At 35.2% G+C, this 19,656-nt stretch carries 16 protein-coding genes; 15 read left to right on the plus strand and 1 reads right to left on the minus strand.

Going from position 1 to position 19,656, the window contains the following annotated elements; all coding sequences use genetic code 11:
- The first annotated feature begins 19 nt into the window (after positions 1–19).
- The 7 genes from N3I35_12180 (at position 20) to N3I35_12210 (ending at position 10,259) form a co-directional block, all read left to right on the plus strand.
- Complete coding sequence (locus N3I35_12180; GenBank protein MCX8130846.1) at positions 20–1,312, plus strand: nucleotide sugar dehydrogenase; 1,293 nt, start codon at positions 20–22, stop codon at positions 1,310–1,312.
- Positions 1,313–1,471: 159 nt separating this feature from the next.
- Positions 1,472–2,650, plus strand: a complete 1,179-nt coding sequence (locus tag N3I35_12185; protein MCX8130847.1) for a glycosyltransferase family 4 protein — start codon at positions 1,472–1,474, stop codon at positions 2,648–2,650.
- Positions 2,651–2,702: 52 nt separating this feature from the next.
- On the plus strand, positions 2,703–3,293 hold the full coding sequence (locus tag N3I35_12190; protein ID MCX8130848.1) for a sugar transferase: 591 nt from the start codon (positions 2,703–2,705) through the stop codon (positions 3,291–3,293).
- 89 nt (positions 3,294–3,382) lie between these two features.
- Positions 3,383–5,212 carry a polysaccharide biosynthesis protein gene (locus tag N3I35_12195; GenBank protein MCX8130849.1) on the plus strand — a complete coding sequence of 610 codons (1,830 nt, stop codon included), beginning with the start codon at positions 3,383–3,385 and terminating at the stop codon, positions 5,210–5,212.
- 311 nt (positions 5,213–5,523) lie between these two features.
- Positions 5,524–6,672 carry a TolC family protein gene (locus tag N3I35_12200; GenBank protein MCX8130850.1) on the plus strand — a complete coding sequence of 383 codons (1,149 nt, stop codon included), beginning with the start codon at positions 5,524–5,526 and terminating at the stop codon, positions 6,670–6,672.
- A gap of 14 nt (positions 6,673–6,686) precedes the next feature.
- Entirely contained in the window at positions 6,687–7,757 is a 1,071-nt protein-coding gene (locus N3I35_12205; protein MCX8130851.1) for a TolC family protein, read from the plus strand.
- 219 nt (positions 7,758–7,976) lie between these two features.
- The gene (locus N3I35_12210) at positions 7,977–10,259 is read left to right on the plus strand and encodes an S-layer homology domain-containing protein (GenBank protein MCX8130852.1); all 2,283 of its coding nucleotides are present in this window, start codon (positions 7,977–7,979) and stop codon (positions 10,257–10,259) included.
- 71 nt (positions 10,260–10,330) lie between these two features.
- Here the strand turns inward: N3I35_12210 and N3I35_12215 are convergent, their stop codons facing one another.
- Positions 10,331–10,555, minus strand: coding sequence for a TetR family transcriptional regulator (locus N3I35_12215; protein MCX8130853.1), 225 nt, complete (start codon positions 10,553–10,555; stop codon positions 10,331–10,333).
- A gap of 462 nt (positions 10,556–11,017) precedes the next feature.
- On the opposite strand from N3I35_12215, the gene yycF reads away from it, so the two are divergent.
- From yycF to rlmH, 8 genes are all read left to right on the plus strand, one after another.
- Complete coding sequence (gene yycF / locus N3I35_12220) at positions 11,018–11,731, plus strand: response regulator YycF (GenBank protein MCX8130854.1); 714 nt, start codon at positions 11,018–11,020, stop codon at positions 11,729–11,731.
- Between the two features lie 29 nt (positions 11,732–11,760).
- On the plus strand, positions 11,761–13,605 hold the full coding sequence (locus tag N3I35_12225) for a cell wall metabolism sensor histidine kinase WalK (protein ID MCX8130855.1): 1,845 nt from the start codon (positions 11,761–11,763) through the stop codon (positions 13,603–13,605).
- Between the two features lie 196 nt (positions 13,606–13,801).
- The gene (locus tag N3I35_12230) at positions 13,802–14,308 is read left to right on the plus strand and encodes a hypothetical protein (protein MCX8130856.1); all 507 of its coding nucleotides are present in this window, start codon (positions 13,802–13,804) and stop codon (positions 14,306–14,308) included.
- Between the two features lie 24 nt (positions 14,309–14,332).
- Positions 14,333–15,793: a hypothetical protein gene (locus N3I35_12235; protein MCX8130857.1), complete on the plus strand. Its 1,461-nt coding sequence runs from the start codon at positions 14,333–14,335 to the stop codon at positions 15,791–15,793.
- A gap of 88 nt (positions 15,794–15,881) precedes the next feature.
- Positions 15,882–16,703 (plus strand): two-component system regulatory protein YycI, encoded by an 822-nt coding sequence (locus tag N3I35_12240; protein MCX8130858.1) that lies wholly within the window; start codon positions 15,882–15,884, stop codon positions 16,701–16,703.
- Positions 16,704–16,881: 178 nt separating this feature from the next.
- Positions 16,882–18,144, plus strand: a complete 1,263-nt coding sequence (locus N3I35_12245) for a UDP-N-acetylglucosamine 1-carboxyvinyltransferase (GenBank protein MCX8130859.1) — start codon at positions 16,882–16,884, stop codon at positions 18,142–18,144.
- 142 nt (positions 18,145–18,286) lie between these two features.
- Entirely contained in the window at positions 18,287–19,078 is a 792-nt protein-coding gene (locus N3I35_12250; protein ID MCX8130860.1) for an MBL fold metallo-hydrolase, read from the plus strand.
- An 88-nt stretch (positions 19,079–19,166) separates the two neighbouring features.
- Positions 19,167–19,646 (plus strand): 23S rRNA (pseudouridine(1915)-N(3))-methyltransferase RlmH, encoded by a 480-nt coding sequence (rlmH, locus tag N3I35_12255; protein ID MCX8130861.1) that lies wholly within the window; start codon positions 19,167–19,169, stop codon positions 19,644–19,646.
- Positions 19,647–19,656 lie beyond the last annotated feature (10 nt).

Raw genomic sequence — 19,656 nt, forward strand, 5'->3', positions numbered from 1 at the left:
AATGAGTCTTTATAATAATATAATAAAGAAAAATGAATTTGTGTCGGTAATTGGACTTGGGTATGTCGGACTTCCCCTTGCAATCGAATTTGCGAAAAAAATCAATGTTATTGGATACGACATCAATCAAGATAAAATCAGTAAACTAAAAGAAGGTATCGATCCTACAAAGGAAGTCGGTAGTGAGGCACTTAAGTCCACAGCAATGAGATTTACCAGCAACGAGGCTGATTTACGTAAAGTCAAATTCCATATTGTAGCTGTTCCAACTCCTATAAACAGCGACAGAACACCGGATCTGAGACCTGTAGAAGGAGCGAGCGCGATACTTGGACGAAACCTTTCTAAAGGCTCGATTGTAGTATACGAATCGACTGTATATCCTGGGGTTACGGAGGAAATATGTGTTCCTATACTGGAAAAGATGTCAGGACTTAAGTGCGGTGTTGACTTTAAGGTAGGGTATTCTCCAGAGAGAATAAACCCAGGGGATAAGGTCCATACAGTAACCCAAATAACCAAGGTAGTGTCCGGTATGGATGAAGAATCCCTAGGTGAGATAGCAAATATCTACAGTATCATAGTTGAAGCCGGGGTGTATAGGGCAGAAAGTATCAAAGTTGCTGAGGCAGCAAAGGTAATTGAAAACTCTCAACGTGATATTAATATAGCTTTTATGAATGAATTATCAATTATATTTAATAAGATGGGCATAAGTACAAATGCCGTACTGAAAGCTGCCGGCACTAAGTGGAACTTTATGAAATTCTTTCCCGGATTGGTAGGAGGGCATTGCATAGGAGTAGACCCTTACTACCTTACTTATAAGGCTGAGCAAATAGGCTATCACCCTCAGGTTATACTGTCAGGTAGAAGGATTAATGATAGTATGGGAAAATACATTGCTGAGAATACGGTAAAACAGATCATTAAGGCGGACAAACCTATAAAGGGCGCCAAAGTGCTTATAATGGGATTTACATTTAAAGAAAATGTACCCGATACAAGAAATACAAGGGTTATCGATATTGTAAATGAGCTCAGGGAATACGGCATAGAAGTGCATGTGGCAGACCCTGTAGCAGATAAAGAAGAAGCAATGCATGAATACGGCCTTGTGATTGAGGAAGTAGATAAGATTAAGGATGTAGATGCCATAATTCTCGCAGTAGCTCATAAGGAATTTGAACATATAAACATAGAAGAGCTTAAGAAAAAATACAGAAACGGCAAATATATTCTGGTAGATGTTAAAGGTTTGATAGATAGAAGGGTTGTTGAAGAGGCAGGTATCTTCTATTGGAGTTTGTAGGCTGTGCCATAGGTGAAATGGTGTTTTATAGAAGGTGTGCATGAATTGACAATTGAGAGTTATTACTTATAGTGATATAATATGATATATTTGTTTAGAGAGCGGGGAGGACAAATTACCTATTTTTTCTTCGTTCTCTATTACTTTGAGGGGCAAATTATGCAGGAAAAAAGAAAATTGAAGGTGCTTCAGATGTGCGCAGTAGGGTTTACAGTGGAAAAGCTCCTGCTTCCACTTGTAAATGAGATGAGTAAGTATTATGATGTTACCATATTATGTGGCAGAGATGAAGTGACTGACCTGTTAAAAGAAAAAGGCTACAGGATAGAAAACGTATATATCGGAAGGCGTATACATCCGATAAATAACATAAGATCACTATTTCAACTTTTCTGGTTTTTGAAACGGGAGAGGTTTGATATTGTTCATGTGCATACGCCATTAGCCAGCTTGATTGGTCGTGTTGCTGCAAAGCTGGCGGGTGTACCTGTAGTTATTTATACAGCACATGGCTTTTACTTTCATGATAATATGGATACTTTTAAAAGAAATTTATTTATTTTGTTTGAGAAAATTGGAGGCTGGTTGTCCGATTACATTTTTACTCAAAGTACAGAAGACTATAATACAGCAATAAAAGAGAGAATTATTCATAAATCAAAAATTTCTGTGATTGGAAATGGTGTTGATATAAGTAGGTTTGACGGTAAAAGATTAAGCAATGAAACAGATCGGGAGATACTTAAGAGCTGTCTGGGTATCAACTGCAACGATTTAGTAGTAACAATCATTGGAAGGGTTGTGAGGGAAAAAGGATATATGGAGTGGATCCAGGCAGCAAATGAGGTCTTACTAAAATATAAAAACGTGAAGTTTATGGCTGTAGGAGACACATTGGAGTCTGACAGGGATGGAATAAAAAAAGAGTTGGATGAATATATAGCAGAGAACAATTTGGAAGGACATATTATTTTTACAGGCTCAAGGGCTGACGTGCCTGAACTGTTGGATATTACTGATATTTTTACGCTTCCTTCCTATAGGGAAGGGATGCCGCGTTCATTGATAGAAGCAATGTGCATGGAAAAGCCGGCAGTTGCCACAGACATACGGGGTTGTAGAGAGGAAATAGATGAGGGAATAACTGGCTTTTTAGTTCCAGTACGAAATTCGAAAATGTTGGCTGAAAAGATAGAGGCTCTTATTAATAACCCTGAATTGCGTGTAAAGATGGGTAAAATGGCCAGGAAAAAGGCTGAGCAGGAATTTGACGAAAGATTGGTCATAGAAAGACAAATTAGATTAATAGAAGAAGTATTAAGGGAAAAAATGCTATAAACGAAGTGTGCCAAAAAGAAAATTATTTTTATATAGATTAGGGGGCGAAACTGTGAAGAGGCTTATAGATTTATTTATGTCTATTGTGTCTATCATTATGCTTTCTCCAGTATTATTGATATTAGTTGGCTTAATTAAGGTTACATCAAGAGGGCCTGTAGTTTTCAAACAGAAGAGAATAGGCAAGGGAAAACACGAATTTTATATATATAAGTTCAGAACAATGTACACTAACACACCTAAAGATGTACCCACCCATATGCTGGAAAATCCCGACAAATATATTACCCCTATAGGAAAATTCTTAAGAAGAACTAGCCTTGACGAGCTTCCTCAGTTAATTAACATACTAAAAGGGGATATGAGTTTTGTTGGGCCACGACCAGCATTATACAACCAGTATGACCTAATAGAGCTGAGAGACTGCTATGGAGTAAATAACATAGCACCGGGCTTGACAGGCTGGGCACAAGTTAACGGAAGGGATGAACTGCCGATACCTGTAAAGGTTGAATATGACAAGTATTATTCAGACAATAAATCCATTTGGTTGGACATAAAAATTTTATTTATTACTTTTATAAATGTTATATCAAAGAAAGGTATTGTAGAGGGGAAACAGACTCTGGATAAGAATTGTTAGTATGACAAATAAGTAATAGACTTTTAGTTGTTGCATTTGGAGATATACTGCAAACATTCAGACATTTTTTATTTAGGAGGGAGGTCGTTATGAAGCAAAAAATCAGGTCAAACCTGTTAATAATACTTGATATAGTACTTGTGAATATATCTCTTGCTATGGCCTACTTTCTTCGGGCTGTTGATAATGGTGGAATACCGACTGAGTTCCTAAAGGATGTTAACCAGCTGGTAATTACAGCAACTATAATTAAAATTGCTACTTATGTATTTTTCAAGCTGTATAGCAGTTTATGGAGATATGCGAGCATATATGAAATGATTAATATCATTGTTGCCGCATTTATAAGTAATACTATAATGACGGGATATATGTATGTAGTTGATGTACGGCCCAGAAGTATATTCATAATTACATTTTTTACCGATGTGTTTGTAATTGGCGGAATTAGATTTGCATACAGAGCATTCAGGAGAATAGCTAAGGGAGAAGTAATCCGCCTTAAAGATTATAAAAGAGTACTGATCATTGGTGGAGGAGATGCGGGAGCGATAATTGTAAGAGAACTAAAGCTTCACCATGAATTAAAGAGTAGACCTGTAGCTATTATAGATGATGATGTTATGAAGCAGGGGAAGAAGCTGAATGGTGTTCCGATTGTAGGCCAAAGAAAAGATATAGCAGATATCATACAAAAGAAGCAGATTGATGAGATAATCATCGCAATACCATCAGCAAGTAACAAAGTTGTAAATGAAATATTCACAGAGTGTTCAAAAACGGACTGTAAGGTGAAAATATTACCATCTGTTGCCCAGCTTATCGATGAATCGGTTATGATTCAAAAAATAAGGGATGTGGACATTGAGGATTTACTGGGAAGAGACCCTATAAAACTCGATAATGACGAAATAGCATCATATATAAATGGAAAGGTTGTGCTTGTTACAGGGGGAGGAGGCTCTATCGGATCTGAGCTATGCAGGCAGGTGATTTCTTTTCAGCCAAGACAGATTATCATACTGGATAATTATGAAAATAACCTTTATGACATCCAGAATGAACTTATAGCTGCTTACCCGGATATGGATATTGTAGGAATAATCGCAAGCATAAGGGAAAAATACAGACTTGAAAATGTCTTTGCTAAGTATAAACCCGAAGTGGTATTTCATGCAGCTGCGCATAAGCATGTTCCATTGATGGAAGCCAATCCTACGGAAGCGATAAAGAATAATGTATTTGGTACGCTAAATGTTGCTGAATGTGCAGATAGGTTTGGAGTAAAAAGATTTGTTCTAATTTCTACAGACAAGGCAGTTAACCCGACTAATATAATGGGGGCAACCAAAAGAATTGCTGAAATGATAATACAAGCAATTAACAAATATAGTAATACAGAATTTGTAGCAGTAAGGTTTGGGAATGTACTTGGAAGCAACGGGAGTGTTATTCCCTTATTTAAGAAACAGATTGAACAAGGGGGGCCGGTTACGGTAACTCATCCAGAAATTATCAGATACTTTATGACTATACCTGAAGCAGTACAGCTTGTCATGCAGGCAGGAGCTATGGCTAAAGGCGGGGAGATATTCGTACTTGATATGGGTGAGCCTGTAAAGATTTATGACTTGGCACGAAATTTAATAAAGCTTTCGGGTTTTGAGCCAGATGTAGATATTAAGATAGAATTTACAGGCTTGAGGCCAGGAGAAAAACTTTATGAAGAGCTTTTAATGGCGGAAGAAGGACTGCAAGCAACTAAAAATAACAAGATATTTGTTGCTCAGCCCGTGTTTACAGACCTTGCTTTATTAAAGCGTGAAATTGACGCATTAAAAGATGTCATACTGGCCAATTCAGACCAAGTAATTGAATATATTCAAAATATTGTTCCCACCTATGTAAAATCTCGATAAACTTAGTAGTTAGGAATTACCTCACTTTGTATAAATTATGTATGGAGTGGGGTTTTTCATTTATTACAAATTTATAAACAATTATAATTGCTACTTTATAACAATATTGAAAAGTGGTAATATATATTTATTGTGCAAATACTGGATTCTGATATATTTAAAAAATACATGACTAAAATTAGACTTTTTATATCATTTATCGTAAATATATCTGATGCTGTTAATTATTATTAATCTATGATTTTATTTCTGATTTTTACAGCATATATCCTTTAAGTATATAATAATCGATCTGAGATAGGGGGAATAAAGTGAAAAAAACAATTTCTGTAGTTTTACTGGTTAGTATTCTCTTTACATTCATTACATCTTACGCATCTGATAATATTATTAGATATGTGGATGCGAAGAGAAGTCTTATTGAGAACAGCAGTGTGCTAAAAAAGTTAAGCTATACAACTTACAAGTATAGTGGCCAGTATGAGAATGCAAAAAAAAATGCTGATGAGATAAGTATAGAAACCGCCAAACAAATATATAGCTTTATGAATTGGACATTCAGTGCTTATGATGAAATGCTTCTTATAAAGCAAAGAGATTACCTGCCCGAGCAGATGAAATACTATTATGAATTATCTAAAAGTAGAGAAATAACAACGCAAAACAACTTGATAGTAGGACTAAGAGGTGTATATTTAGTACTATTGAATGCAGATATGGATAGTAAGCTAAAACAGAAAAAGTTTGAATTAGCACAGAAAAAAAATGAGCAGGATAGTAAAAAGTATAAATTAGGGTTAATTTCTAAATTAGATGTTGAAGCTTCAGAGTATAACCTGATAAAAGCAAAAAGCGAACTCGAGGCTATAAAGAGAAGCAGAGAAAATGCATGTAGAGCACTTAATAAGTATATAGGCGCTCCACTTAACTCAAGTTATGGCATAATTACCTATGATGAAACCTTTGATACCAGCATTGTAAATAAAGACATAAACTATTACATAGAAAAAGCTTTAAAAGAAAGAGCTGAAATTGTAGATGCTCAAAAAGAAATAGCACTAAAACAGTTAGAAAAAAGCATTCTTGAAGTAAATGATGTAGGTAATATATATAGAGATACAAAAAGAGATTATTCAACTATAAAAAATGAGATTGAAAGTCTATATCTAAAAATAGAAAAGGCAAAGCTTGATATTGAAAATGAGATTAAAAAAGCATATTTAGAAATAAAAAAGGAAGAAAATAATGTAAAGAGGTTACTAAGTTCAATTGATGCTCAAAAGAGAAACCATGAGAAGTTAAAGGCATTACTTAAACAGGGCATGACAACAGAAATGGCTGTTGATGAAATGCAAATATCAATAAATGAGATGGAAAACGGATATAAAATCGCTGTGTATAACTATAATACGAAGTTGATTAAACTTGTATATGCAGCCGGTATCGGACCAGCATACTAAGAGAGGGGTATACTATGAAAAGATTAGTATCTATAATGCTAACATTGTTTATTACACTTTCATTCACTACAGTATTTGCTAGTGGACAAAAAGTTACTTTAACTATAGAGGAAGCAAAAAAGCTGGCAGTTGAAAAGAGTAGGCAAGCGGTATTAGATGATTTATATATAAAAGTTAAAGAGATTATTTTAAATGATTCAAAATATGACATTCTTCCTAATTCTGGCTCTTCGCTGGAAAATGCATATAAAAAAGGTGTAGAACCGATAGAGGTTGAAATGAACCTGGAGTTAGCTAAAAGGGCTAAGCGAGATAATCTTGAAACTCTAAACTATAGCGTATTAAAGGTAGCTACAGAAATACTAGTAATAAATAAAGAGCTTGAGACGGAGAAACAGAAGCTGAGTATTTTGCAAGATAAGTATTCTATGGTACAAGCGAAATTTAAGCAAAAATCAGTTACACAAAATGATGTAAATGATGCTGAATACAGTGTTGAGTGCAAGAAAAACGACATTATTAGGGTGGAAGATAACTTAGAGGCCGCTAAACTTGAATTGCAAAAGCTATTAAATATGCCTGTAAACGAGGTTCTGGTTGATATAAAAGATGTGATTGAATATAAATTTTTACAAAAGGCAGATATTGAAAATATAATAACAAAAGCTTTTGAAACAGATAAAAATATTTATGAGAAAGAGCAGGGCTTAAAAATAAAAGAAAAGAATCTTGAGGAAATCAATCATTACCTCAAACCGGGTAGTTCTGCATATGATAATGCTTACTATGATGTGGAAATTGCAAAAATTGAACTAGCTGATGCCAAGGCAAATCTTGAAACGGATATCAGAAATAAGTACAATGATTTACTTAACCAACAGGGAAAGGTAGAGACTGCGGAAAAATTCGCATTACTTTTAACCAAAAAATTGTCGGCAGCAGAAACTAAATATAAAAAGGGAACACTAAATAAAGAATCATTCCTGAATGAAAAAGAAAAATACATAGACGCTGTATATCAAAAATATTCATCTATTCGCGACTATAACGTAATAAAGGCAGAATTTGAAAATTTAGTATCATGATATAAAATAGTACTGTACAAGAGGGTATTGAATCAGAATTGTTCTGATTCAATACCTTTTGATTTTATAGCGGATATTATTGCTTTACTACTTATGTAAATGTTCCGATATACTAAGATATTGGAACTTTGTGTCACATATTAACGTCATATAGCTGTTAATATATAGCAAAAAGTGATATACTGATATCTATATAACTAATGAAAAGGGGTTTTATAAATGAGGTCAAAGAGAATACTTTCCACCATACTGACAATCTGTATTTTCCTTTCACTTCTGGTACCAGCAAAAGCCACAGGATTAACAAGTTCTGAAAAGGCTGATGTCCTTAAAAGCTTAGCAGTGTTTGGGAGCAGCAATCTTGAGGCACAGGTAAAGAGGTATGAGGCAGCCATATATGCAGTAAGAGTACTTGGAAAGGAAGCATATGTAAAAGAAAACGCCGACACACTAAAGCAGACAAAATATACCGATGTAGACAGTAAACAGGCATATGCTCCATATATCGGGTATTGTGAAGGAGCGGGATTGATAAAAGATTCTTCGGCAGGTAAGTTTAATCCTGATAAAAATATAACTGAGAAAGCTTTCTTAAATATAATATTAGGTACTATGGGATACATATATAAAACTGACTATACTATATCCAACATATATTCAAAGGCATATGATATAGGTTTGTATACGGATTCTTCCTATAAAACCAAAACTGCAGATAATACCAACTTTAAGAAATCTGATGTTGTTAATATACTTTATAACGCACTAAGTAAAAACAAGAAGGGCACCAAAATAAGGCTGATTCAAAATCTCGTGTCTGAGAAGGTTATTTCAAAGGAAACAGCTATTTCCACAGGGCTTTTATCAGATAGTGTATTAACTGCCATAGAAAAAGTTATGGTATTGGATCAGACTAATATATTTGTAAAAATCAATGAGCCTATTCAAAATCTGACAATAAATAATATAAAAATATATAAGACCGGTAAACCAGATAAAGTACTTACCTTCACAATAAAGTCTCAGGGGAGTGACGGATCATTTGTACTAAATACCGGCGCTCAGGAGGCTTTAGAATCATATACTATAGAAATGATTAATATTAAAGATATAGAAGGAAATGAAGCCGGTACTTTAACAAGCACTTTTGAGGGTGTACAGGGCTCTGAGATAAAATCAGACTTTTTTAGAATAAGCAAAGTCATGCCTATAAGCAAGGATTGCATTAATATTTACTTCACCCATCCGGTGAATATTAACAGCCAGGTAGCCTCCAGCTATGAGATATGGGAGGGGGAGAAGCTGTTTGTTAAAGGGTCATCACAGACTATAGCTGTTCGAACAATTCCTGAGACTGAAAATGCCGTTTCATTATATTTAAACAGGACATCGTTTGTCAAAGACAGTATATATGTACTAAAAATAAACGGCAATCTTACAAGTGCATATGGAGTTAAAATAAATGATGGGAGTGGGGATAGTGTTAAGTTTAAAGGCACTGATAGTATTATAAACAGTTCCTCTGGCAACAATAGTCCGAGTGAGCTTACACTTTCAAATATTAGTCTTGTAGATAACCAGACCATGCGGCTGGAATTCAATATGGAGATTAGCCCTACTCTTGCAAAGCAGCTACTTAACTACTACATAACAGACTCAAACGGTGTACAGCTTACTGTAAAACAGGCTGCTTTGGCTACAGAAACCGGCAAGAAGGACCGGATTGTATTTGTAAGTATAAATGGGGTATTTACCCAAGGGGCAAGCTATTCTCTCACTATTGATTATATGACAGATGTTACAAGACAGTATATTATTGACGGAAAGAAATATCCATTCACCGCAAGCTACCCGGGTAAAGTGAATATGCTTATAAACGGAATTACCGGAATAGATGGTAATACACTGAAGATAACCTTTAACAAGGCACTGGATAAGGAATCCGCTGAAAATATATCCAATTACTTAATTACAGGAATAAATCACACTAACTATAGCGCAGTTCCTGTCAAGGCTATATATGATCCAGTAGCAGACCCAAATTCAGTTAAGCTTTACCTTGTGTCAACAAATCCCATGCAGAAGGATAAGGTATATATAGTTAGTGTGATGAGTACACTAAAAGATAATATAGGCAATTCTCTATCTGGCAGACTTCAAGGTGTGCTGACATGCACTAATGGAACAGTAACAAAGCCTGCAATAAAGGAAGCTGTTATTATTTCGTCAGACTCCATTAGAGTTAGCTTTAATAAGGAAGTATTAATTGAAAAGCAGACAATACTCACATCGAACTATATTCTGCAATACAATGACGGTAGGGATACCGTGGTAAAAGTGCCAATAGGGATTTGTGTTATTAATGAAACAACTTTTATACTAAAGTTTGATTCGTTGGATTTTAATACAGCTTACAAGCTGTCATGCGTAAATATCAAGGATTTTACAGGAGCTACCTCAGATGCACAAAGCTTTAAAGACGTTACTATGGGCAGCAAGTAGCAGGAGATGAAACTAATGAAGATATATGTTCAGGGTGTAGTAAGAAGTCTTACTACACCCTGAATTTTTTCCTATTTAGCTAGGCAGTTGGCATTTTCCCTTATATAGGAATGGTATTTGCAGTCATATTTTTTTGCATACTCAAGAGTTTTGTTGTAGCGTGAAAGAACCCTGTCCAATCTTCTGCTATAATGTTGGACATCATTATTAAGTAAATTGAAATTATTGCATTCAATAATCTTGTTTAGCTTAATATGCATATTTGCGATTAGGACGTACATCAACTCTTTTGACATAGTAAATACCCCCTAAATATTCATTTATAGCTGAAAACTAAAACTTGAATAGGCCGTTAACAACTCATATTTCTTTAATATTTTAGTACTCTTGTAATACTAAATTTTCTATAGGTTTAGAAGTAGTAAAAACAAAACATAAGAAAGGGGAAATAGAATATGTGTATAATTTGAAAAACAAATTTAAAATGCAATCTTTCTGGACAAGCTGGAATATATTTATGATATAATTATAACATATTATGGAAATAAATCAACTAATATTAGCATATACTTTTAAATAATTGCTTAATATAGATAAAGCATTATTTCTTCAGTATCTCCCAGAGTAAGAAAATACACATTTACTATTATTAGTACAATAGCATGCTATATGGAATAATTGTTTTAAAATTGCTGTTCAAAAATTTAAAATAAATGTTATAATAAAAGCAATTGAGATTAGAATGCGGGGGTTGTTTTGTGGCGAAGAAAATTCTTATTGTAGATGACGAGAAAAACATTGTAGATATATTAAAGTTTAACCTCAAAAAGGAAGGATTTGATACTATCGAAGCCTATGACGGTGAACAGGCAATAGAAATGGTTCTGAGTCAAAAACCGGATTTGATATTATTGGATGTAATGCTTCCTAAAATGGATGGGTTTACTGTATGCCGGAAACTTCGTCAGACTATCTCAACTCCTATACTGATGCTTACAGCAAAAGAAGAAGAAGTTGATAAGGTCTTAGGACTTGAATTAGGTGCTGACGATTATATTACAAAACCTTTCAGTCCCAGAGAACTGATGGCAAGGGTTAAAGCGAACTTGCGACGTATGACTGTTGAAGACGGCGCAGCTGGAAATGATACCGCTAAAAAGGCTGGTAATATGCTTAAATGCGGGGACCTGGAAATAGATATAGACCGTTATGAAGTTAAACGTAATAACATGGTTATAGAATTGACACTAAGAGAGTTCGAGCTTGTTAAGTTTTTAGCTTCTCAGCAGGATCAAATATTTTCCAGAGAAAGCTTGCTGGAAAAAGTATGGGGCTATGAATACTATGGGGATGTCCGTACTGTAGATGTCACTGTAAGGCGCTTGAGGGAAAAGCTGGAGAAGGAACCCAGCAATCCTGAATATATTATGACAAAGAGGGGCGTTGGATATTATTTCAATAAGGTAAGCTAGATGAAAAGCATAGCATAAGTGGGGTTAACATGACTTTCAGAAGAATACTTGTCGGCTTATTAAGGAGCCTTCAGTGGAAATTGGTTTTTATTTTTATAGCGATGACTATAGTTCTTATTGCTCCTATAGGAATAATGTTAAAGGTTCAGGTAGAGAATTCATACTACGATGATTTTATTGATAAAATCAAAATGGGATATGCAGAATGGAAGATTCCGGGAAACCCAACTATAGAGGATATATGGAAGAATTTATATATTCTTCATGATAGAAATGCTTTATATGTATTCAATATTGCAGGGGAAATTAAAACTTTTTCCATAGTTAACTATAAAAATTTGAATGAAGGAAAAACAATAGATAAAAATTTAGAGATTAATAATGATGCAAATAAAATCAATGTAGGTGAAATTCTAAATTCTGAAAATTTTATATCAGCTATGGGAAAAGCCGGGGTAGGCTATAAAAAAGACCTCTTGCATACAAAAGGGAAAGCTTTTTTTGATTGTGCCATAAAAATAAAAGATACGGAATATGCCTTGTATTTCAGATATTATAGTGAAGGTTGGAGCAAAATGTTGAGGAACCTCAATAACATAATATTGACAAGCATATTCTTTTCAATCATTATTTCTCTTATTATCGGATATATGCTCTCAAAGACTATTACAGTCCCTATAGTTAACCTGATGCATAAGGCTCAGGATGTGGCGAAGGGTAACTTTGACCAGGTATTGGAGGCAAAAGCCGATGATGAGATTGGCAAACTGACAAAAACCTTTAATTATATGGCAGGAGAATTGAAAAATACTTTAACAGAAATTTCTAGCGAGAAAAGCAAGATAGAGACTATTTTGAAGTATATGACAGATGGAATTATAGCTTTTAATATTAAGGGTGAAGTGGTTCATATAAATCCTACTGCAAAAAAAATGCTTGGTGTAATCAACATAGAGGAAAGCTTTAATGAATTTTCAAAAAGGTATAACCTTGGGCTATTCCTTGAAGAAATATCGTACCTTAATTTTTCCGGCAACAAGGAAGTAGGTATTACTATAGGGGATAAGTTTATAAGAGCCTATTTTGCAGTATTTACTGATGAAGAAGAAATTGCAGAAGGAATTATTATAGTTCTTCAGGATGTTACAGAGCAGCAGAAACTGGAAAATATGAGAAAAGAATTCGTTGCAAATGTATCGCATGAATTAAGAACGCCATTAACATCAATTAAGAGTTATACGGAAACCTTACTGGATGGGGCTTTGGAAGACAGGGAGACGACGGAGAAATTTCTGAGTGTAGTAAACTCTGAGGCCGACAGAATGACAAGGCTTGTTAAGGATCTGCTGCATCTCACGAGACTTGACAATCAACAGATGCACTGGAATATGCGGTTATTTTCAATCGAATCTCTTATAAAAAAGTCTGTTGAGAAAATGCAAATTGAAGCAAAGAATAAAAATCAGCTCCTAGAGAGTTATACAATAGGTGAAATACCCGATATAGTAGCTGATCGTGACAGGATTGAACAGGTAATAATTAATATAATCAGTAACGCTATTAAGTACACCCCTGATAGAGGGAAAATTACTATATATACAAGCAGATTGTATAATGATGTTTGCATAAAATTCATCGATAACGGGATAGGTATTCCGGAAAAGGATTTACCAAGGATATTCGAAAGATTCTACAGGGTTGATAAGGCCAGGTCAAGGGAAATGGGTGGTACGGGTCTTGGATTGGCTATAGCAAAAGAAATCGTAGAAGCACATAATGGAAGTATAAATATTACCAGTGAATTCGAAAAAGGGACGGAAGTATGCATAAAATTGCCTGTAAATGCTATTGAAGTTAGAGAGAGTAATCAGTAAAGGTATTTGTTTCGGGAAATTAGGGAAATAATTAGATTGTATAAAATCCCGGAAACATATGGATATACATGTAACTTATTCTTAAATGGGTTGTAATGGATTTGTAATATAAAATAATGTATAATAAATGTATGAAGTAAAATGGAATGAATTTATTTTGGTTAATATGTTAAATTGTGTATGAGGTGCTCTTAAAATGGTTAAAAAGATTTGTTTCATGCTGGTGTTCTTAATACTATTTTCTGTTTGCAGTATATCTGTATTTGCCGCTCCCGATGAGAGTGGATATGATGCCGATACCAAAGCAACTAAAGAAAAGTATGTAACTATTACAAAACCCGAGGATGGCAAAAACGAGATAACATATAACAAATCTTATTCCATATGCGGTGTAACAGAGCTGGAAAATATAAGAGTGGAACTGCACAGACTAAATGAGGATAAGAAGAAATACGAAAAGATAGTAATAGATGGGAAAAGTTATTGGGATATAGGCGAGTCAGGATTTTTTGCTAAAGAGATAGATTTAAAAGAAGGTAATAACAAGATAATGCTGGTGGCATACAAGATTTCTGATGACAAAAAGAATACTGACAGCAGGAATGAACAGAGAAGCATATTTGAAATAAAAAGAGACAAAAGGAATTTGTTGGAATCTATAAAAGATAAGATATTTGATCCGCTTAAATCATTGTTCGAGTAAAACAAAACTAATCCGGGGTTTTAAATGAATAAGCTAAGTTGGGAAAGGCTAAAGTTTTATTTTCTTATTGTTTTAATAATGACAAGTATATTACAAGTAGGAATCCTATGGAGCTATCAAGACTATGGGTTTCCTATTAATTTTTTCGGCAGAAATACAGTTCCGGAAGATATCAGTGATGAGCATGCAGCAAAAAGTCTTTTTTTGCCTTTCAGAATTGTTCTTTCTGAGGGTAGTGGAGACTCGGACAAGGATGAACCTTCGCGCTGGATAATTGGAAATAATAAGGACACGGACTATATTAAGCTGTGGGGGGAAACAAAGCAATATTTGAAAAATTCTCTCAGTATAAGTCAAAAACCTTCTTTGATGAGTATATCTGAATGGGGTAGGCTAGCGATACAGGAGAGGGTAGTAATTTTTGAATTTAAGACTGTTGTTGGGCAAAATCTATATTCATGGCTGCTTGATGTTGATAGTATTTCCAATGACTCACCTAAAGAGGTTTTTAAAATAATGGTGGCACCATGGCAGAATTCCGGAATGTTATATATTTCGGATAATGTAAAGGTTTACGCATACAATCTCAGCATTGATGAAAAGAATTTAATTGGCTATGAAGACATTATTAACAGGTATAGTGGCAATAACGACAAAAATCTTAGAAAATATAATTTTTTTAAGGAATTTGATCCTAAGAGCAAACACAGAAACAACTTCAGTGACGATGTATTAGTAATAACAAAAGGGCAATATAGTAATATCAAAGATGCTTACAGTAATATTCCTGAACGTTTGAATGTCCCAAAAACCTATACACAGGAACAGGTAGATCAGATAGCAAGCGCGGTTCTTGGTGCCGGGAAGGATGGATATGACCGTACTATCGACAGTAGTAACAACTCGATAGAGTTCAAAACACAGAATAAGATATACAAGCTTTACAAAAACGGATATCTTGAGTATAAATACCTTACAGAAATTCAGGAGTCTGATAAAGGGGAAATAAAGGAAGCTCTAGTTAATACATATAGATTGCTTAATGGTATAAAAGCGCTAGTTTCTGAGGAGAGCAGCGTTTATCTTTCGGGAATAAGAGCATCTAAAGGAGCCTATCTTTTTGATTTTGATTATATGGTAGATGGAATTCCCATTACATTTATATATCAAGAGGCAGGTCAAGATATGGTCAAACCGGCCATAACGGTAGAGGCAAACAGTAAGGATGTTTTGAGTTGTACAGCATATTTGAAAAGTTTTGAACAGGAAAATACCGAGTCTGTATATAATGTTTATTTTAGTGAAATGCTTGATGAACTGTATAAAAACTATAAAGAGTTTAAGAATGATAAAACAACTGAAATTAAAGACATCAGGATTTCATACAGTGTAAAAGCAAACCAGGCATCGCAGCAGATAAGACCTGTCTGGGTCTTGGAGACTTCCGATAAAAAATTTATCGTTCCTATGCACTTAAAACAGTAATACTTAATTTATATATCGGATATTACAGAGATATTGGAATTAAAGAATATATTTATAGAAGTTCTTAACATATAAGGGGTTTCTGAATATGGACTGGTCAAAGGCTAAAAGTGTTTTGATTGTTGTTTTTCTGATATTGAATGCGTTTTTATCTGTATACCTTATATCTTTATATCAGGGAAACAGCGTGCATAGAAAAAACATTATAAATGCTGTAAAGATACTTGAGGATAAAGGAATCAAAGTAATGTGTAAAATTCCCGAAACCAGGGATTCTTACAGTATTAACTATGAAAACTCTGTGCTTGACAAGAATATGATAGCTTCTGTCCTATTTGGGAGCAATATGATATCGGGAGCAATTATAAACGGGCAGGAGATGCAAAGAGGAAGTAAAAGAATACTTTTTACTGATAACAGTTCTTTTTTATATACTGATGCCAAACTTGTCCAAAATACACAGATTTTTGAGAAAGAAAAAATAGTAAAAATCTGTTCAAAGCTTTTAGCAGATCTAAAGCTGCCGGTGTCTGACTTTTACCTTGATTCGTACGTAACGCAGCCTGATGGCTCTGTAAACTTGATATTTATAGAAAAAGTTGAAAATTATATTATTTTTAGTAACAGGTTTGAGATGAGCTTTTATAATGGAGAAATTATTCGGCTGAAAGCAGCAGTTGCTAAAATAAATAAGGGTCAGAAGATTAAGATTAAGAATATTGTACCTGCCTATCAAATCCTTTTAAGGAATTATATCGGAGAATCAAATATCATTGTTAACGGAATAGATTTGGGGTATGATTGCAGATATCTTGAGGAGGGAACGAGTTCAACCACATCCCCTATCTGGAGAGTACGCACGGGGGATGGAAAGGAAAGATACTTTAGAGCAGTTGATGGCCAAGAATGATACACATGCAGACACTTGTCTGCATTTTCTTGCTTCTATTTGTCATAATATATAAAAATTATATGAATTGGTTTCATTTTTTATAGTGCAAACAAATCATTTTACTAGCACAGTATCATATAAAGTGATATAATTACTTCTGGATATTGCAAATGATAAGAAAGATGGTGTTTTATCATTGGGGAAATTTGTAATTAACGGTCAGAAACCTCTTCAGGGTGAGATTTACATAAGCGGCGCAAAAAACGCTGCTGTAGCGGTAATACCTGCTGCTTTACTTATAGATGGACCTTGTAGAATAGAGAATGTGCCCGACATAAGCGATGTAAGAATTTTAAGAGATGTAATCCGGCAACTGGGTGCTGAAATGGAATACGTTGATAAAAATACGATTATTGTTAACTCAAAACAATTAGATTCATATAAAGCCACATATGAAATGGTAAGGCAGATGAGAGCATCCTCATACCTGCTGGGAGCATTATTAGGCAGATTTAATAAGGCGGAGGTTGCATTTCCGGGGGGCTGTGATTTTGGGTTCAGACCCATCGATCAGCATATAAAGGGCTTTGAAGCTATGGGAGCCAAGGTTGAGATTGAACATGGTGTGGTAAAACTTTATGCCGATAGGCTTGTAGGGAGTCAGATTTACCTTGATGTAGTCAGTGTAGGGGCTACTATTAACCTTATGCTTGCTGCTGTGAGAGCAGAGGGCACAACTACTATTGAAAATGCGGCAAAGGAACCACATGTAGTTGATGTCGCAAACTTTTTAAATGCAATGGGTGCCAATATAAAAGGTGCCGGTACAGATATTATTAAAATTAAAGGTGTAAGCTCACTAGGGGGAACGGTAGCACATACAATTATTCCCGACCAGATTGAGGCAGGTACATTTATGATTGCCGCTGCTGCTACAAAGGGTGATGTAACAATCAGAAATGTAATACCCAAGCACATGGAGTCGCTAAGCGCAAAACTTATTGAAATGAATATAAATGTTGTTGAAGGTGAAGACTGGATAAGGGTAAGCAGCAAAGGAGATATCTGCAAAGCAAATATTAAGACCCTTGCATATCCGGGATTCCCTACGGATTTGCATCCGCCCACAGCAGTGCTGCTTTGCTTGGCAGACGGAACCAGTACAATAACAGAAGGAATATGGGACTCACGCTTCCAATACGTGGATGAGCTTAAGCGTATGGGGGCAAGAATTAAGGTAGAAGGAAGAATTGCTGTAATAGAGGGTGGAGTGGGGTTGTCAGGAGCGCCTATAAAAGCTACCGACCTTAGAGCTGGTGCGGCTATGGTTATAGCAGGCTTGGCTGCAGAAGGTATAACAGAGATTTATGATATAAAGTATATTGACAGAGGGTATGAAGATTTCGAAGAAAAACTCAGAAGTCTGGGTGCGGATATAAGCAGAGCTGACAGTCGATGATTTACAATTGAAGATTATAACATATAATAATTAGAAATGCTTGTATAATAGGAATGCAAGGGGCTGCGAGCCGCCTTGCCGGCCGTTCTACGGCCACACTATATTACCCCTCCTAGGAGGGGTTGGGGTGGGAAAACATTTTATGGTTCGTTTCTGTAGTTTATATAGTGGAAGCAGTGGAAATTGCCTGTACATTTCTGCAGGAAAAACAAAGCTGCTCATAGATGCTGGAGTAAGTGCCAAAAAGGTTATAGAAGCGCTTTGTTCTATTGGCGAAAAGCCTTCGGAATTAAGCGCTATTTTAGTATCACACGAGCACTCGGATCATACCAGGGGTGCAGGTATCATTTCAAGGAAATTCAACATTCCCATATATGCAAATAATAAAACCTGGGAAACGATGGAGAGGGAGATTGGCCCTGTAGATATAAATAACAGGAAGTATTTTAGTACAGAAGAAGAGTTTGAACTGGGCGCTGTTTCTATAAAAACATTTTCTATTCCGCATGATGCATCTGAACCGGTAGGATTTAATTTCTTTGTCGATGGTAAGAAGATCACTACAGCAACTGATATAGGGCACATAACAAAAAGTCTGCTGAATAACTTTTATATGAGCGATCTCATACTGCTGGAATCAAATCATGATGTTGAGATGCTGAAGGTAGGACCCTATCCGTGGCATTTGAAGAAGAGGATTTTAGGTGACAGGGGTCATTTATCAAACGAAATGGCAGGCAAAGTAGTTGCACATTTGGCAGAAAACGGGACAAAAAGGTTTTTGCTTGGCCATTTGAGTAAGGAGAATAATTTTCCCGAATTGGCTTATCAAACGGTATATAATGCCCTTACAGAAAAAAAGATCTGTGTAGGTACTGATGTGACTCTGGAAGTTGCTTTGAGAGATAGGACCAGTATTGTGGTAGAGATATGATAATAAGTGTTTTCAACACGTTTTAATATGATGTATATTTGTTAGGGCGAACTTTTGTGTTCGCCTTTAATCTTAACGGAGGTCATAAATGAAAGTAACATTAATAGCAGTAGGTAAGTTAAAGGAGAAGTATCTTAAAGAAGGTATAAGCGAATATCTGAAAAGAATATCCAGATTTTGCGATATGGAGATATTGGAGGTTGAGGACGAACAGGCTCCTGACAACCTGAGTTTGGCACAAGAGCAGCAAATCAAGAAAAAAGAAGCTGACAGGATACTAAAAAAAGTTAAAGAAGGCAGTTGTGTAATCGTATTGGATGTCAAAGGCGAGAAAATGGGGTCAGAGTGCTTTGCTTCAAAACTCAACTCTTTTTTTATATCCGGATCTTCCCACTTAACTTTTATTATAGTAGGCTCTTTAGGTATAGATAAAAGCCTGATTGACGTTTCAAGATTCCGGTTTTCCATGTCTGAATTGACCTTTCCGCATCAACTCGCCAGGTTGATACTTGTAGAGCAGCTGTATAGGGCATTTAAAATAATAAACGGTGAGACGTATCATAAATGAGTGAAAGACA

This window comes from Clostridia bacterium, assembly GCA_026414765.1.
Taxonomy (GTDB): Bacteria; Bacillota; Clostridia; order Acetivibrionales; family DSM-27016; genus SKW86.

Bases quoted from the DNA above. Each gene is read 5' to 3' on its own strand.
- N3I35_12235 (MCX8130857.1), top strand. From the start codon at position 14,333: ATGAATAAGCTAAGTTGGGAAAGGCTAAAGTTTTATTTTCTTATTGTT.
- N3I35_12185 (MCX8130847.1), top strand. From the start codon at position 1,472: ATGCAGGAAAAAAGAAAATTGAAGGTGCTTCAGATGTGCGCAGTAGGG.
- N3I35_12195 (MCX8130849.1), top strand. From the start codon at position 3,383: ATGAAGCAAAAAATCAGGTCAAACCTGTTAATAATACTTGATATAGTA.
- N3I35_12215 (MCX8130853.1), bottom strand. From the start codon at position 10,555: ATGTCAAAAGAGTTGATGTACGTCCTAATCGCAAATATGCATATTAAG.
- N3I35_12205 (MCX8130851.1), top strand. From the start codon at position 6,687: ATGAAAAGATTAGTATCTATAATGCTAACATTGTTTATTACACTTTCA.
- N3I35_12240 (MCX8130858.1), top strand. From the start codon at position 15,882: ATGGACTGGTCAAAGGCTAAAAGTGTTTTGATTGTTGTTTTTCTGATA.
- N3I35_12250 (MCX8130860.1), top strand. From the start codon at position 18,287: ATGGTTCGTTTCTGTAGTTTATATAGTGGAAGCAGTGGAAATTGCCTG.
- N3I35_12210 (MCX8130852.1), top strand. From the start codon at position 7,977: ATGAGGTCAAAGAGAATACTTTCCACCATACTGACAATCTGTATTTTC.
- rlmH (MCX8130861.1), top strand. From the start codon at position 19,167: ATGAAAGTAACATTAATAGCAGTAGGTAAGTTAAAGGAGAAGTATCTT.
- N3I35_12230 (MCX8130856.1), top strand. From the start codon at position 13,802: ATGGTTAAAAAGATTTGTTTCATGCTGGTGTTCTTAATACTATTTTCT.
- N3I35_12225 (MCX8130855.1), top strand. From the start codon at position 11,761: ATGACTTTCAGAAGAATACTTGTCGGCTTATTAAGGAGCCTTCAGTGG.